Below are 16,427 nucleotides of genomic sequence, written 5' to 3' on the forward strand. Positions count from 1 at the left end.
CAATAAACATAAAAATTTAGATATATCATGAGCGGGTTGTCCCGCAACAATATTTCCAAATCAATCATTCAAAGTCAGGTGATTATCGTATGAGTAAAAAAAATCCGTTCAACGCTCCTTCAAGAGAATCATTGTCTACTGCGGGCATGGCCCCTTCCCTTGGAGAAGCACATAGTTCCATGAAAGTTCCGCAGAATGCTGCATGGTGGAAGAAATTCCTCGCCTTTGTAGGCCCAGGATACCTCGTTGCCGTAGGTTACATGGATCCCGGGAATTGGGCAACAGATATCGCAGGCGGCTCGCAGTTCGGGTATACCTTGTTATCCGTTATCCTGTTATCAAACCTGATGGCCGTTGTCCTTCAGTCGCTGGCTGGCAAGCTCGGCATCGTCACTGGACGGGATCTGGCTCAAGCCTGTCGTGAACGATTCAGCATGCCTGTTGTCATGATGTTATGGATTCTGTGTGAGCTTGCCATTGCAGCCACCGATCTGGCTGAAGTCATTGGTTCTGCCATCGCGTTAAAGCTGTTATTTAACATTCCTATGTTATACGGCGTTATCATCACAGCAGTTGATGTACTCCTGATTCTTGTACTGCAAAACAAAGGCTTCCGCGCCTTGGAGACTCTCGTCATTGTGCTGATGGCAACCATCGCCCTCTGCTTCGGGATTGATCTGTTTCTGGCAAAACCGGATATGGGCGGTGTTCTCCATGGTTTTGTACCAAATGTTGAGATTCTGCAAAACCCGGCTATGCTCTATATTGCCATTGGTATTATTGGAGCAACCGTGATGCCGCATAATCTGTACCTGCATTCTTCCATTGTGCAGACCCGTCAGATCGAACAGACACCACAGGGCAAAAAAGAAGCCATTCGGTACTCGACCATGGATTCTACAATCGCGCTGACACTGGCCCTGTTCATCAATGCAGCCATCCTGATTGTATCTGCTGCTGTATTCCACAGTGCTGGTATGACGCAGGTTGCCGAGATCGCAGATGCCTACCATCTGCTGACACCTCTATTGGGTACTACGGTTGCAAGTATTCTGTTCGGTGTGGCGCTGTTAGCATCAGGTCAGAACTCTACCCTTACAGGTACACTCGCTGGGCAAATAGTTATGGAAGGTTTCCTGAACATTCGAATTCCGGCTTGGCTGCGCAGACTGGTCACACGTCTGATCGCCATCATCCCGGCGGTAATTGTGACAGCCATTGCAGGAGAACACGGCACAGAAGAACTGCTCATTTTGAGCCAGGTCGTGCTGTCGCTACAATTGCCCTTTGCTGTAATTCCCCTGGTGATGTTCACGAGTGATAAAAAAAGCATGGGTGCATTCGCCAACAAATTGTGGCTCAAAATCATCTCATGGGTCATTGCCGCGATTATCGTTGTGCTGAATGTATATCTGATCATTCAGACGATTCGGTTATTCTAATCTCGTTCTTATCGACTAAATACTAAAAAGGCTGATCAACTCCGGTATGCAATACCCAAGTTGATCAGCCTTTATTGTTGCAATACAGCAAGGTGTTTCCTTTTATAGTAAAACTCAAAATCCAATAAACAATCATCTAATCCTGATTTGGTATCAGTAACGGCAGGAGCTGATCCAATGAATCCACAGTCCAATCCGCACGTTTGTCATCCGATAGTTCTGGCTGGAATCTTCCGTAACCCTGCATAATTCGAATCGTACGCATGCCCAGCTTCCGAGCAGGTATAATGTCGTTATCGATCCGATCGCCGATCATGACGGCTTCCTCTGGTTCACAACCGGCCTGCTTCAAGGCTACAGCGTATAACTCAGGGTCTGGCTTGGACACTCCTTCTTCAGCCGAGCAGGCCAGAACATCAACATACTTCCGCAGTCCGTAACTCTCCAGTCTCTCTTCCGTTCCAGGACTCTGATTGGCAATAATGCCAATGTGATAATGCCGTGACAACTGCTGAAGAACGTAATCCGCTGAAGGAAAAGGACGTTCAAGATCTTTTTGAAATTTCAGCTTGTCCTGAATCTGTTTCTGGTGTCCCTCGTCTTCAACAAATGTGCGAATCGCCACTCTCATAGGCCATTGCTCATATTTCTGGTAACAGTTCGCGAACAGTTCGCGTACCGCCTCAATTGTCACCGGATACCCCAAAGCACAAGCTTCACGGACGAACTGTCCGATAATATCATCAACCGGCTCCCATTCATCTACCAGTGTATCTCCAACATCAAAAAACAACCATTTCAATCCACCTACATCCGGCACGCCAATTCCTCCTTGAACAACCTCTAAAACCATAAAAAAGAAGACTCACCATCTTGCATGAGTCTCCTCAAACTTCCGTTTATCGATACATTCAATTATAACAGGCACCTTACACCTGAGCAATCACAAGCTATGGCATTAACCATTGAGGAGAAAGCCAACTTCCCCATTAAGCGAATATACAATCCGGTCTGCGCCCATGCCCCGATAGATGCCCTTAGGATGACTCTGCTCCGTAATCACGCACAGGGATTTCGATGTCCATGAACGGCAGATCTGTAAATAACGACAGGTCAGATTCAGGCTGTTCTCGAAAATAAACACGTTGCCTACGCTGCCCTGCGGCAAAAACCATTTTTGAGCTGCAGCCGTGTTCATGCGAATGACATGTTCTACTCCGATTCTACGGAGTCTGCGCTCTTCCCCTGCACTGTTGGTTAGAACGGCAAACGGCATTTTTTTGTACATCAGCAATTTAATAAATTTGCGTCCTGCTTCATTTGGAGCAGTCACTAAGATCATCTCAGTATCCATCATTCGTTCCTCCCTTGGCGTGAAAAGACAACAAAAAAGAAGCGTGGGGGACCAAGGCCTCCCGAACGCTTCTTAAATAATCCATGGCGAAAACACCATGAACCAGCGTACGGCTTGTTGCCTCTCCCTTTAACGCTTACGAGGTTAGCTGACGGATTCGGGCGCGAGAGTCGCCCTATTTCCGGCTGTCACCGGAAAATTCACCCCATGAATGCCACTGTCCTGGACAGCGCATTCCGTTGGTTCCCCCGTTTTCCACTCATCAATGAATGGAAACTCAGCGATTAAAACATCGTTCGTATATCTTAAGGATAAGATCGAGCGATATTATCGTTTGTTTCGTTTTTCAGGTACAATTTAGTTTAAATTGAAATTACGTTATGAATCATACACCCGTGCCATGTCGGTGTAAAGTCCGCGCAGATCACCGAATCGGCAGATTTTTGCCAATTCCTATCCATAATAACGCTTACAACAAAGTTATACTCTATCTATCTCTTCAAGGCTATCTAATTCTCACTCTGGCGTAAATCACTTCGCAATTCATTCACGTATTCTGCACAACTTGCCTGTTTTGATGCTTTTAACACCATATTAGTTTTGCAATATTTAATTGCAACCAATATAATAGAAGATATAAGAGTAAATAAATGGAGGCGATTTAGATGACAGTCTACGATTACAAAGTGAATACACTTCGCGGTCAAGAAGTTGAAATGTCCGACTACCGTGACAAAGTGCTCCTGATTGTGAATACGGCAAGCTCATGTGGCCTTACCCCTCAATTCAAAGGTCTACAAGAACTGCAAGACAAGTTTCAAGATGCTCCATTTGAAGTTCTTGGTTTCCCAAGCAACCAGTTTGCACAGGAAAAAGGATCTTCCGACGATATTGCCGAGTTCTGTCAGATGAATTATGGCGTGAGTTTCCCCATGTTTGAGAAAATTGATGTGAACGGCTCAAGCGCTCACCCTCTTTTCCAACACCTTAGCACAGAAGCTCCTGGCCTGCTCGGCTCCAAAGCAATCAAATGGAATTTCACCAAATTCCTCGTGGATCAGAACGGACAGGTCATTAAACGTTATGCTCCCAAAACAACACCGGACAAGATTGAAGAAGATATCAAGAATTTGCTGCAAAAATAATACACAGGCCACCCGTAGCCGGAAGGTAGAGCACCATTGCCCCGGTAATGGATGGCCTTTTTTTCTCAACTTTGATGTCATACTGTTCGAAAAAGACAAAAAAGAAGCTTTCCATTAATGGAAAGCTTCTTTTTAATCGTTCATATGATGCGGTCGAGAGGACTCGAACCTCCACGGGCATACGCCCACTACCCCCTCAAGATAGCGTGTCTGCCATTCCACCACGACCGCATGTCGTAAATAATCGGCAACAGAATTGATTATACCGGGTTCAGAACTAAAAGTAAAGTGCTTTTTAATACTTCTTTTTCAGCTAGGCATTTTCATCAAAAATCGCATAATCTCGTCATCTTTACCCATGAACTGCATATCATTAGATTTGATCCCCTCTTTTCCGGCTTGAGCTGATCTTATTGATTCATTTATATATAGTCCTTCCTTTACCTATTCATTCATATGACATTACACGTTATTTAAAATAACACAATAATTTAGATTTAGATTCTATTCATTAAATTTCACTGATACTATTGACAAAAAGCGGACATTTATGGGATGATAACTATCATATAATTCGGATTCTCAAACAAAAAGGAATATAAACGTCACTTTAATTGACATTTAACGAACACAGGAGGCGAATGATTGTGAACCGTGGGAATAAGCTGCTCGATTATGTCAAACTGCTTGATTCCTCTATTCAGGTTGGAGGGTTCACCCATTCCTTCGGCATGGATATCCATATCAGGGAGGGTACCATTCGTAATGCTGAAGATCTCGAATCATTCATGCGTTGTCAGTTGCATCCGAGCATCGTTCGTCTTGAAGGTATGGCCATCAAAGGTATCTATACCGCAGCAGATCACAAGGATACATGGCGGATAGCTCTGATCGACAAGCTCGTCCATGTTCAGCGAACCCCTGGAGATCTCAGAGAACAAGCTGCCACCATGGGTAAACGATTGATCAGACTCGCACGCGCTCTGCACCCCTGGATTGAATTCAGCCAGCTCGAACAGATCTTTGCCAAATATGATTCGGTTGGCTGCCTCTCCACTGTTCACGCCTGGATTAACCACCACCTCGACATCCCGGTCGAAGAGGCGGTCCTTGGTTACCTGCATTCAGCCATGAATGCCTGCATAACCGAAGCCTCCAAAGTCATTCCCCTGAACAACGATACAACCAAGGATCTGATGGTCCGCCTGGCCACAGATCTGGAGAATGAATGGAAGACCGTCAGCGCCTCGGCTGCGGATGGACTGGCACAGCCAACCTCGATGTCCATGAAATCGTTTTTCCCCAGTTTCCATATGCTCGGAGCTGGGCTTCATGCCTACAGGGCCTAATCCTCTTCCTCCTCATACCTGCTCCCCTTCATTCAAACAAACTAAAAAACACGCGGCAACCTCCTTGCCGACGTGTTTTTTGTCATTTTATTTGTTTTATTTACGTATTTACGCCATTTATAATCACAAAATACACTTTTTTCCGTCTTTTTTAATTGTTAGATGACGAATTTACGTATATAATGAAACATACAGCTCGCATTTCTATATATTCTACATGAAGAAAGGGCGGCTGAATACTACATTCTAACCAGGGGTGAACCCTTTTGAACAAGAAAAAACCAGTTACTCCGTTCGGATGGGCCATCAAACGACGGCTAACCGAACTTCAAGTGGACCAGAAGACCTTTTGTGAACAGCATGGCATCCCACCCTATCGTTTATCCAATCTTATTCACGGCACACGCAAAGCAACCCGATTCAGGCACCTGGTCGCTGATATTTTGGATATTCCAGATGAACTGAGATAAGATTTCTGCCAAAGGAGGATCTCATCCATGAGACATGTTACATCCGATCTGGAGAGGCTGTCGTTCCAGTCCATACGTCACCAGCTCATCATCGTTGATGACAATTGGATTATCCAAAGTTGTAACCGTGCCTGGCAACAGGGACTTGGTCAATGCTCACCAAACCCGGATATACACAGTAGTCATAGACACTACCTGCACCTGACGGAAGCCTGGGCAAAACGAAGCAAGAACCCTAACACGGCACTTGTCGCACAGAATTTGAAAGAACGCGGAATACCCTTTAAACGAAATCATACATATGACATCTGCGTGTATACTGTATACAACGAAAAGAGGTGGTTTCGTGTAGAACTCACCCCTCTATCTTATTCAAATTCAATTCTGGTGATACCGATCTCGCTTTAATTTCACACATGGATATTACCGAACAAAGAAAGACAGAACACCAATTGAAGAAAGCATTGTCTGAAGTGCGCACATTGCGCGGACTGCTGCCTATTTGCGCCGTCTGCAAACAAATCAAGGACGAAGAGGAACACTGGAACTCCGTTGAGAGTTATCTGGAGAAGCATACCCACGCCGAATTCACCCATGACATCTGTCCGGAATGCATCCGGCGGTTATATCCGAAATACTCGAATATCCTGGACAAGCGTTCCTGAAACCTTTCTCCACTCGCCGACTAACTACAACTATACGGAGAGATGATGTTCAAACTGCGACATATCCAGCTCTTGCGGTGTCCCATGCAGGGTTATGGTTCCTTTGTCCATGATATAAATGTAATCTGCGGCACTTCGCACAAAATCAATACTCTGCTCTACCAGCAGAACCGAGAGGTTCCCCTTTGCCTTGAGCTGCAAAATAACCTGCCTAATGTCCTCCACGATAGAAGGCTGGATGCCTTCTGTCGGCTCATCAAGGAGCAACAACCCCGGACGCGAAGCCAATGCCCGAGCGAACGCCAACTGTTGCTGCTGTCCACCACTCAGATCCCCGCCCTGCCGTCCATACATCGTAGCAAGCACTGGAAACATCGCCAGTACATCCTCCGGGAACGTTTTTACTCCCGGTGCACTCGTCTCCAGACCGAGCAATAAATTTTCTTTCACCGTAAGCTGCGGGAAAATCTCCCGCCCCTGCGGTACATAACCAATCCCTGCCCTTGCCCGCTTGGCTGTGTCCAAGGTGGATAACTCCTGATTTTGCCACTGAATACTGCCCTTGCGTGTTTTGAGCAGCCCCATTAATGTTTTCATCAACGTTGTTTTACCTACACCGTTACGGCCCATCAGACACACCACCTGTCCAGGCTGTACATCCAGGTTCACACCACGAAGCACATTGCTTTCCCCGTAGCCGGATTCAATTCGTTGCAGCGACAGCATGGTCATCCCTCCTTTTGCCCAGATACACTTCTGCCACTTTCGGGTCTGCCTGTACCTCCGCCATCGTACCTTCCTTCAGCAGTTTTCCTTCATGCATCACCGTTACCTTGGCTGCGAACTCTCGCACAAACTCCATATCATGCTCCACCACCACAACCGAGCGCTCACGCGCAATCTCTTGCAGAAGTCGCCCGGTCTTGTGTGTTTCTTCATCCGTCATGCCTGCGGCTGGTTCGTCCAGCAACAACACCCGTGGCTCCTGCAGAAGCAGCATGCCGATCTCCAGCCACTGCTTCTCCCCATGCGATAACGCTCCTGCACGAGCATCAACGCGGTCTTGCAGACCAATCTGGAGGGTAACATGCTCCATGGCAGCACTCATTTTCCCATATCGACGAATACCGATGGCTTGCAAAGGGGAACGGCGAGTCTCCGCCGCCAGTGTCAGATTCTCCTGCACCGTCAGACCCGCAAAGATCGATGGCGCTTGGAATTTGCGTCCCACACCTTTGCGAACAATCTGGTGCTCCTTCAGTCGTGTTAATTCCGTGCCATCCGCCATCTTCACCGAGCCGGACATGGGTTTTGTTTTGCCGCATATCACATCCAGCATCGTTGTTTTTCCAGCACCATTGGGTCCGATCAGAAAATGCAGGTCATGTTCATGCAACTTCAGATTCATGCCTTTGACAGCAACGAACCCACCAAAGGCTACCGTAATATCCTCGGCTACCAACACCGCTGATTCCTCAGTAGACTTTAGGTTTTTCCCGAGTGACTTGGACATGCGCACTCTCTCCTCTCCGCTTCAGCAAGCGAACGACATGACGATATACACCTACAATACCGTTTGGCATGAACAAAACTACTGTTACAAAGAGTCCACCAATGACGAACAGCCACCCCTCGGGGTAAGCCTCACTTAAACCTGTTTTGGCTGCATTCAGCACCACCGCTCCGATGACCGCTCCAATAAGCGTACCGCGACCACCCAACGCAAACCCACAGGACCATCTCAATGGAGGGCACAATCCCCATCATCGATGGCGAGATAATACCCACCTGAAGTACAAACAACATGCCCGCGATGCCTGCAAGCGCACCGGAAAAAGCAAAAGCCAGCGTTTTATATCCTGCCGGATCATATCCGAGGAATCGCACCCGATTCTCCCCTTCACGCGCAGCTTCGAGCACTTGGCCGAAACGACTGTTCACCATTCGACGACAGAGCATATAAGCGATCACCAGAACAGCAAGCGTTATATAGTAGAGAACAATTGTTGTTCCTGCGGAATGAAGTGTAAAACCAAAGATCGAATTATATCCGGTAATGCCATTTGTTCCCCCCGTCCATTCCTGTTTACCAACAAAGAGTGTTACCGTAATGAGAACCAAGGCTTGAGTCAGGATGGTAAAATACACACCGGTGATCCGGTTACGGAACGTAAACCATCCCAGGGCAAAGGCGAGCAATGCCGGAAGGGCTATTCCCAATAACAGCGCCACCGGGAAGGAGCGAAACGGCTCCCAGAACCACGGCAAACCACTGAGACCACTCCATCCCATGAAGTCAGGAAGCGTTGCTCCACTAGCCTGAAGCTTCAGATACATCGCCATCGCGTACCCACCCAGACCAAAGAACACACCATGCCCCAGACTCAACACACCCCCATATCCCCAGATCAGATCGAGACCAATGGCCAGGATTGCCAGCGCCAAAAACTTGGCTAACAGACTCAGACGAAACTCCGTGGAGATCAGTGGAGCGAGACACATCATGATGAGTACAACCGCCCAGATAATCCTCATTTTCAGACTGCCAGTCTTGAGTAAAGCGGACATGAACTAACCCCCTTTTTCACGTTAATCGAGACTCCGTGTGCGCATCGCGACCAATCCGCGTGGTTTCCATTGCAGGAAAGCAACGATACATACAAACACAAGCACCTTGCCAATGGAGGCCGAGGTATAGGTTTCGAACAGCGTGTTGAACATACCAATCCCCAATGCACCACACACGGTTCCGACCAATTTCCCTACGCCACCCAGGACAACGACCATGAAGGCATCCACAATATAATACGTACCAAGTGAAGGACCAATCGGACCAATGAGCGTTAATGCACAGCCAGCAATTCCGGCAATGCCCGAACCAATCGCAAAGGTCATGCCATCCACCCGCCGGGTCGAAATCCCAAGACACCCCGCCATGCTCCGATTCTGCATCACAGCCCTCATTCGTCTTCCGGAAGATGTTCGATAGATATAGAGATACATGCACAGCAGCACAACCGCGACCAATGCGATAATGAAAATTCGTTTATACGGAAATACAATACCATCCGAGATCGCCAATCCCCCATTGAGCCAAGCCGGACTGGATACTCCCACATTGGGTGCTCCGAATATTGTACGGGCCAGTTGTTGCAGCATCATGCCTACACCCCATGTCGCAAGCAGACTGTCCAGCGGCCTACCATATAGATGCCTGATCAGAACCACTTCAAGCAACCAGCCAACCAGAGCAGCTACAATGAACGCAATCGGCAGAGCCACAACAAAATAGGCACCAAACCAAGCCGCTGGAGCATAGGACATGAACAGATTTTGTGTTACATACGTTGCATATGCACCGATCATGATCAGTTCACCGTGAGCCATATTGATGACATTCATCAGCCCAAACGTTACTGCAAGCCCCAATGCAATCAACAACAGAATTGAACTGATACTCAGACCGTTGAACATCTGCAGGATAAACATATCCATCGCTATCCCCTCCTCCATACCGTGACTCTCGATATTTCACATGACTTCAATTAGCGGCAGCAACATTTTTTTACATCACAGTAACGCTTTACCGCAATGCGGTGAGAGGATGTGTTATCACACCCTCGCTTATGTTTCAGCTACTTTGAAGCGAGTTGCCTGTTTTATTGCGAGGTTTCTATGTTATTTAGCGCTGAGGGTTGCTCCCCATTCATACGTTTTCAGATAAGGGGTCCGGCTTGACAGGCTCACCAGAATTCCACAATTCCTTGAACTGCCCATCTTCCTGCACCTCACCGATCCGTACGGTTTTGTAGATATGCTGATTCTCTCCATCCACGGTTACCTTACCTTCCGGAGCATCAAACTCCAGACCCTTGGCAGCTGCCTTTACCTTCTCCACGTCGGTTGATCCTGCTTTTTCCACCGCCGCCTTCCAGAGATAAACCGCCACATATCCCGCTTCAATCGGATCAGCTGTCACTCGATCAGCACCGTATTTTTCTTTATACTTGGCAACAAATGTAGCATTTTCAGTTGTATCGGTTGTCTGATAATAGTTCCACGAAGCCAGATGCCCCTTCAATACGTCTGCGCCGATGCCACGGATTTCTTCCTCCGCCACACTCACCGACAGGGTTGTCATCTGATCCGAGGAGATTCCGGCATCCTTCAATTGTTTGAAGAAGGCCACATTGCTATCTCCGTTCAGCGTATTGTATACAATATCCGGCTTCGCAGCTTTGATTTTGCTTATAATGGTACTGTAATCGGTATGGCCCAGCGGTGTGTATTCCTCACCCACCACTTCGCCGCCCTCTGCTGCGAGTTGTGCCTTAATGACCTGATTGGCAGTTTTCGGGAATACATAATCTGAACCGAGCAGATAAAACGTCTTGCCCCTGTTCTCCAGTAACCAGGTTACGGATGGAACGATCTGTTGATTGGTTGTTGCTCCTGTATAAAAAATATTTGGCGACGATTCCAATCCCTCATATTGCACCGGGTAAAACAATAAACCTTTATTCTGTTCGAACACTGGAAGCATAGCCTTCCGACTTGCAGAGGTCCATCCACCAAATACAGCAGCGACCTTATCCTGTTGCAGTAACTTCCCAGCCTTCTCCGCAAAAGTAGGCCAATCCGAAGCGCCATCCTCAATTACAGGCTCGATCTGTTTACCCAAAACTCCGCCCGCGGCGTTGATCTCTTCAATGGCAAGCATCTCCGCATCTTTAACAGATACTTCACTGATCGCCATCGTTCCGCTGAGAGAGTGAAGAATGCCAACTTTAATCGTATCACCGGATGCAGCCGGCTCTCCTGTACCACCTGAACCCGAAGCTTCAGGCGGCGCAGTGCCCTCCACGCATCCTGTCATCACAATGACCGCACCCAGCAAAATACTCCATAACTTGACCGACCTCTTCTTCAATAGCCTACACTCCCTTTTTTTAGTCTATTGACGAACATTAAGGTCATTTGCGTCCGAAATGTTCGTTGATCCAAATTATGGAGGGTTACTCTCTTCATGTCAATATAGCTTACATAATTTTATTTCATGCCTACTCTTTTCATGCATACTGCTAATATGCCTTGAAGCTTATTGACAAAGGATTCACCCTGTGTGAGTATATTTAACATACAATATGATCCATGAACATATCAGACATTATAAGCGAAAGGTCGGATTGCCTTGCACTGGACTGAGCAGGAAAAGGAAAAACTCCTGATTACCGTGGCCGCTAACCTCGCCCGTGAACGAAGAGCACGCGGACTTAAGTTGAATGTTCCCGAAGCCATCGCCTTGTTGACCTCCGAACTGATGGAACGAGCACGGGATGGAATGAGTGTTGCCGAATTAATGAGATACGGAGGCACCATCCTGACACGCGAAGACTGTATGGATGGTGTTCCCGATATGATTCCTGAAGTACAGGTAGAAGCCACATTTCCTGACGGTACAAAACTGGTTACTGTACATGAACCTATACGCTGAGAAAGGCAGGAGAAACCATGATTCCTGGTGAATACCGTTTGAAGCCAGATGACGACATCATCTGTCATCCGGATCGTTTAACCCTACGACTCCTTGTCCTTAACCGCGGCGACCGCCCCGTCCAAGTCGGCTCTCACGTTCACTTCTATGAAGTTAATGCAGCACTGGACTTTGATCGCACGTCAGCTTTTGGACATCGCCTGCACATTCCGGCAGGCACCGCAGTTCGCTTCGAACCCGGTGAAGAGAAACCTGTTGAACTCACAACCTTTGGCGGCAAACGTCAGATTCACGGGTTCAACGGGTTAACCGAAGGCTCTGCGGATCAAGCTCCTGATCCACTGAAACTGGAGGCATTCCTGAAGACATTCTCCCCTCCCATACCAGATGGAGGTGAACCTTCATGAAACGAATGAGCCGTGAACAATACGCGTCCATGTTTGGACCGACAACCGGCGATGCCGTAAGACTTGCAGATACCGAACTATGGGCAGAGATTGAACATGATTATGCCGTATACGGAGATGAGAGCAAGTTCGGAGGTGGCAAGGTTATCCGCGACGGGATGGGCCAGTCTACTACTGCTCTGCGAAGTGACGGCACTCCTGATACTGTTATCACCAACGCTATCATTATCGATCATTGGGGCATTGTAAAAGCGGATATCGGCATTCGAGATGGTCACATCTGCGCCATTGGCAAATCCGGTAACCCGGATACAATGGATGGTGTTCATCCCGCACTGGTCATCGGCGCTTCCACCGAAATCATCGCTGGTGAAGGCATGATTGTAACTGCTGGCGGCATTGATACCCACATTCATTTCATCTGCCCACAGCAGATTCAGACTGCGTTATCCTCCGGGGTCACGACCATGATCGGCGGCGGAACAGGACCAGCAACAGGAACCAAAGCCACCACCTGCACACCAGGAGCCTGGCACATCCACCGGATGTTAGAATCGGCAGAGGCTTTTCCCATGAACATCGGTTACCTCGGCAAAGGCAACAGTTCCAGCACCGCACCTTTAATCGAACAGATTGAAGCGGGTGTCATCGGCCTGAAGCTGCATGAAGATTGGGGCACTACCCCGAGCGCTATCGACGCTTGTCTGACTGCCGCCGGGGAACATGATGTTCAAGTGGCTATCCATACCGATACATTGAACGAAACCGGATTTCTCGAAAACACCCTGGCTGCAATCAACGGCCGGACGATCCACACGTACCATACGGAAGGCGCTGGTGGCGGACACGCACCGGATATTATCCGGGCCGCTGGGGAGTCCTACGTTATCCCCTCATCAACCAACCCAACACGACCGTACACACGCAACACTGTAGAAGAGCATCTCGATATGTTGATGGTGTGTCATCACCTGGACCCTTCCATCCCGGAAGATGTAGCTTTTGCAGATTCGCGGATTCGTCCCGAAACCATCGCAGCCGAAGACATTTTGCATGATCTTGGCGTGTTCAGCATCATCAGTTCCGATTCACAGGCCATGGGCCGAGTGGGCGAAGTCATTATCCGCACCTGGCAGACAGCCGACAAAATGAAAAAACAGCGCGGCAAACTTGAGCTCAACCCGAATTCTCCCTCCGATAACGATCGGATCAAGCGATATGTCGCCAAGTACACCATCAATCCAGCTATCGCACACGGAATCGGTCATCTCGTCGGTTCGGTGGAAGTTGGAAAGCTGGCAGATCTAATCATATGGAAACCGGCCTACTTCGGTGTTAAACCCGAGATTGTCATCAAGGGTGGCATGATTACATTTGCCCAGATGGGTGATCCCAATGCGTCCATCCCGACACCTCAGCCCGTATTTGGCAGACCGATGTTCGGAGCTTATGGTAGCGCCATTGCCAGCGGATCAATCACCTTTGTCTCCCAAGCCGCAGCAGATGCCGGGATCAAAGAGTCATTGGGCCTGAAAAAGCGGGTTGAACCCGTTAAAGGCTGTCGCTCAGTCAGCAAAAAAGACATGATTCATAACGACGTCACCCCTGTCATTGAAGTCGATCCCGAAACCTATGAAGTACGCGCCGACGGTGAGCTTCTCACCTGCGAACCCGCAGACGAGTTGCCTATGGCACAGCGGTACTTTATGTTTTGATAGGAATACGGATTAGCTAATAAGGGGGCACTCATGATGAATAGTGGCACGAAGCTACTCCGTTATGTTCAGCTGCTGGATTCGGCCCTGCCCATCGGTGGTTTCTCCCATTCCTTCGGTCTGGAAGCTTACACGCATGATGGCACCGTGCAAAATACCGCGCAGCTTGAACAGTTTATTCGCAGCCAGCTTCACTCCAGTCTTGTACGACTAGATGGTCTTGCCATCAAAGGCGTCTATCAGGCGATAAAACAGCAAGATGCCGCTCTACTTGCCCTGTATGACAAACGTGTCCACGCCCAGCGCTCCCCTCGGGAACTCAGGGAAAGCGGCCACAAAATGGGAAAACGACTGCTCAAGCTGGCTCGTTCACTCTATCCATGGATGGACTTTTCCCTGATCGATGAGGCTATACGGGAATACGGCGCGTATTGTGGCATCACGACCATTCACGGTTATATCAACTATCAATTGGAGATTGAATTGGATGAAGCCGTTACCGGGCATCTGTATACCTCAGTGAACGCTTATGTGAACAGCGCACTTCGCCTGCTGCCCATCGGACAAACCGAAGCGCAGATGTTGATTCAGAAACTGCTTGATGATATCGAAGCGGAATGGGCGCTCATTCGGGAAAATGACCCGGAAGATATGCACAGCTTCGGAATTGCCCAGGAAATCTACGCCATGCGGCACGAGACCTTACCCGCGCGGCTGTTTATGTCTTAACTACAACTTTTATCTAACTTAGGAGGAATTGTTATGTGTGGAGGAGCTAATCATACGCATCATCCGGAGTGGGAACGTAAGGCATTTGATCGGAGTCGTCCGATGCGAATTGGAATTGGCGGACCGGTAGGTTCAGGTAAAACAGCCCTTGTGGAGAAGCTGTCCAAGGCACTGCGTACACGTTATAGCCTTGCTGTCATCACGAATGACATTTATACCAAGGAAGATGCCGAAATCTTGCTGCGTCAGAATGCACTGGCACCAGAGCGCATTATCGGCGTCGAGACAGGCGGATGCCCGCACACGGCTATTCGTGAGGATGCCTCCATGAATTTCGAAGCAGTTGACGAGTTGATTGAACGCTTCCCGGATCTGCAACTGATCTTCATCGAAAGCGGCGGCGACAATCTCTCCGCTGCATTCAGTCCGGAACTCGCTGATGTGTTCATCTACATTATCGACGTTGCTCAAGGAGAGAAACTCCCTCGCAAAGGCGGTCCCGGCATCACGCGTTCAGATCTGCTCTTAATCAACAAAACCGACCTCGCCCCTTACGTTGGTGCAAGCCTGGAAGTTATGAAAAATGATACCGAACGGGTACGCGAAGGCCGCCCTTATGTCATGTCTAATCTAATGAGCGGTGAAGGTGTATCCGAGATTGTCCACTGGCTTGAACATCAATATATGGATGACGATGCTTCCGCTGCACATCTGCATTCACACAGCCATGAACATGGCACTCACTCGCATTAATTCATCTTCTGTACCCACGGGAACAGAGATAAATAGGAATGAAAGTGCAGGTGCGCCCGTCACACGCCGCAGCGAGCTTCGGGCCACCTTTGCCTTTCAAGGCGACCGAACTGTCATGACAGATCGTTATTACAGCGCACCACTCCGGTTTAGCCGATCCTTTCGACCTCCCGGAGGCGGAACCGAATTATGTGTGTACACGTCAGACGTCTCGCCCGGAGTCCTTAACGGGGATCATTATCATTCCGAGTGGGAATTAGGTGAAGGCACCCATGTCATGTTGAGCAGCACATCTGCTACCAGACTCCATCCCACACCTTCCATTCCTTCATCCGTTAATCATCACTTTCGGTTGGGAAAAGGGGCCACGCTGGAATACTTTCCTGAATGCGTCATCCCTTTCAAGGGTAGTTCATCATCGCTCACTGTAACCTTTGAGCTGGAAGAACAGGCAATCCTGGCCTATGCAGATATCTGGTCTGCCGGACGGATTCATCGGGGAGAAGCTTTCCAATTCGAGCGTTACCGCAGCTTGACGGAGATATGGCAAGGTGAGCAACTGGCTGTCTGGGATCGATTCGGACTTGAACCGGATACCGATGATCCCAAACACTCGGCGTCTCTCCTTCACTACACACATACTGCTGCGTTATGGATGATCGCCCCGGGGCTTGGTACTGTGGAGTTGGAGCAAGTCAGATCCGCGCTGCCACCAGATGGACGAATGCTCGCAGGTGCAAGTTTGCTGGCAACCGGAGGCATCGGCGTTCGACTCCTTGGCATGGCAGCTTGGGAGCTTCAGGAGCAGTGTCTTCAGATCTGGAACACACTCCGCCCCCATCTGATGGGCAAAGAAACTCTTGTCTTTCGTAAATAAGGGCATGAAGCATGCATGGTTAATACA

17 protein-coding genes, 1 tRNA gene, 2 pseudogenes and 1 riboswitch are annotated in these 16,427 nt (G+C 48.7%); of the genes and pseudogenes, 12 read left to right on the top strand and 8 right to left on the bottom strand.

Features of this window, described 5'->3' with window-relative positions; translation table 11 throughout:
* The first annotated feature begins 146 nt into the window (after nt 1-146).
* A complete protein-coding gene (locus tag QF041_RS13370; protein ID WP_036669231.1) occupies nt 147-1,442 on the top strand; it encodes an Nramp family divalent metal transporter in 1,296 nt (431 codons plus the stop codon).
* A gap of 136 nt (nt 1,443-1,578) precedes the next feature.
* On the opposite strand, the gene QF041_RS13375 is transcribed toward QF041_RS13370, so the two are convergent.
* Together QF041_RS13375 and QF041_RS13380 are read right to left on the bottom strand one after the other, a co-directional pair.
* A complete protein-coding gene (locus QF041_RS13375) occupies nt 1,579-2,262 on the bottom strand; it encodes an HAD family hydrolase (RefSeq protein WP_307414546.1) in 684 nt (227 codons plus the stop codon).
* A gap of 138 nt (nt 2,263-2,400) precedes the next feature.
* Nucleotides 2,401-2,799 (bottom strand): HAD family hydrolase, encoded by a 399-nt coding sequence (locus QF041_RS13380; RefSeq protein ID WP_235193755.1) that lies wholly within the window; start codon nt 2,797-2,799, stop codon nt 2,401-2,403.
* Between the two features lie 115 nt (nt 2,800-2,914).
* Nucleotides 2,915-3,089: riboswitch (cyclic di-AMP (ydaO/yuaA leader) on the bottom strand.
* 372 nt (nt 3,090-3,461) lie between these two features.
* Between QF041_RS13380 and QF041_RS13385 the strand changes: the two genes are divergently transcribed.
* Entirely contained in the window at nt 3,462-3,941 is a 480-nt protein-coding gene (locus tag QF041_RS13385; RefSeq protein WP_036610823.1) for a glutathione peroxidase, read from the top strand.
* A gap of 148 nt (nt 3,942-4,089) precedes the next feature.
* On the opposite strand, the gene QF041_RS13390 is transcribed toward QF041_RS13385, so the two are convergent.
* Nucleotides 4,090-4,172 (bottom strand) — tRNA-Leu (locus QF041_RS13390).
* Nucleotides 4,173-4,588: 416 nt separating this feature from the next.
* On the opposite strand from QF041_RS13390, the gene QF041_RS13395 reads away from it, so the two are divergent.
* The 4 genes from QF041_RS13395 (at nt 4,589) to QF041_RS13410 (ending at nt 6,425) form a co-directional block, all read left to right on the top strand.
* On the top strand, nt 4,589-5,290 hold the full coding sequence (locus tag QF041_RS13395) for an urease accessory protein UreF (protein ID WP_307414547.1): 702 nt from the start codon (nt 4,589-4,591) through the stop codon (nt 5,288-5,290).
* 266 nt (nt 5,291-5,556) lie between these two features.
* The gene (locus QF041_RS13400; RefSeq protein WP_017690011.1) at nt 5,557-5,760 is read left to right on the top strand and encodes a hypothetical protein; all 204 of its coding nucleotides are present in this window, start codon (nt 5,557-5,559) and stop codon (nt 5,758-5,760) included.
* A gap of 27 nt (nt 5,761-5,787) precedes the next feature.
* Entirely contained in the window at nt 5,788-6,168 is a 381-nt protein-coding gene (locus QF041_RS13405) for a hypothetical protein (protein ID WP_307414548.1), read from the top strand.
* A gap of 44 nt (nt 6,169-6,212) precedes the next feature.
* Entirely contained in the window at nt 6,213-6,425 is a 213-nt protein-coding gene (locus tag QF041_RS13410) for a hypothetical protein (protein WP_307414549.1), read from the top strand.
* A gap of 30 nt (nt 6,426-6,455) precedes the next feature.
* On the opposite strand, the gene urtE is transcribed toward QF041_RS13410, so the two are convergent.
* The 5 genes and pseudogenes from urtE to urtA all read right to left on the bottom strand — a co-directional run bounded on the left by urtE (nt 6,456) and on the right by urtA (nt 11,355).
* Nucleotides 6,456-7,151, bottom strand: coding sequence for an urea ABC transporter ATP-binding subunit UrtE (gene urtE, locus QF041_RS13415; protein WP_076209466.1), 696 nt, complete (start codon nt 7,149-7,151; stop codon nt 6,456-6,458).
* Nucleotides 7,129-7,938 (bottom strand): urea ABC transporter ATP-binding protein UrtD, encoded by an 810-nt coding sequence (gene urtD, locus QF041_RS13420; protein ID WP_101314094.1) that lies wholly within the window; start codon nt 7,936-7,938, stop codon nt 7,129-7,131. Before urtD ends, urtE begins: the two co-directional genes overlap by 23 nt.
* Nucleotides 7,901-8,993, bottom strand: a pseudogene (urtC, locus tag QF041_RS13425) (urea ABC transporter permease subunit UrtC). The gene urtD and the pseudogene urtC overlap by 38 nt, the downstream one beginning before the upstream one ends.
* Nucleotides 8,994-9,014: 21 nt before the next feature.
* Nucleotides 9,015-9,920, bottom strand: coding sequence for an urea ABC transporter permease subunit UrtB (gene urtB, locus QF041_RS13430; protein WP_307414550.1), 906 nt, complete (start codon nt 9,918-9,920; stop codon nt 9,015-9,017).
* A 183-nt stretch (nt 9,921-10,103) separates the two neighbouring features.
* Nucleotides 10,104-11,355 (bottom strand): annotated as a pseudogene (gene urtA / locus QF041_RS13435) (urea ABC transporter substrate-binding protein).
* A 261-nt stretch (nt 11,356-11,616) separates the two neighbouring features.
* Between urtA and QF041_RS13440 the strand changes: the two are divergent.
* From QF041_RS13440 to QF041_RS13465, 6 genes are read left to right on the top strand one after another with little or no spacing between them, the layout of a single operon-like run.
* Nucleotides 11,617-11,919, top strand: a complete 303-nt coding sequence (locus QF041_RS13440) for an urease subunit gamma (protein WP_076209470.1) — start codon at nt 11,617-11,619, stop codon at nt 11,917-11,919.
* 17 nt (nt 11,920-11,936) lie between these two features.
* Complete coding sequence (locus tag QF041_RS13445; protein WP_211084139.1) at nt 11,937-12,326, top strand: urease subunit beta; 390 nt, start codon at nt 11,937-11,939, stop codon at nt 12,324-12,326.
* Nucleotides 12,323-14,041, top strand: coding sequence for an urease subunit alpha (gene ureC, locus QF041_RS13450; protein WP_017690019.1), 1,719 nt, complete (start codon nt 12,323-12,325; stop codon nt 14,039-14,041). The genes QF041_RS13445 and ureC overlap by 4 nt, the downstream gene beginning before the upstream one ends.
* 33 nt (nt 14,042-14,074) lie before the next feature.
* Complete coding sequence (locus QF041_RS13455) at nt 14,075-14,770, top strand: urease accessory protein UreF (RefSeq protein ID WP_083677315.1); 696 nt, start codon at nt 14,075-14,077, stop codon at nt 14,768-14,770.
* Between the two features lie 33 nt (nt 14,771-14,803).
* Nucleotides 14,804-15,523, top strand: a complete 720-nt coding sequence (gene ureG / locus QF041_RS13460; protein WP_017690021.1) for an urease accessory protein UreG — start codon at nt 14,804-14,806, stop codon at nt 15,521-15,523.
* A complete protein-coding gene (locus tag QF041_RS13465; protein ID WP_307414551.1) occupies nt 15,429-16,400 on the top strand; it encodes an urease accessory protein UreD in 972 nt (323 codons plus the stop codon). The genes ureG and QF041_RS13465 overlap by 95 nt, the downstream gene beginning before the upstream one ends.
* Nucleotides 16,401-16,427 lie beyond the last annotated feature (27 nt).

This window comes from Paenibacillus sp. W2I17, from assembly GCF_030815985.1.
GTDB lineage: Bacteria > Bacillota > Bacilli > Paenibacillales > Paenibacillaceae > Paenibacillus.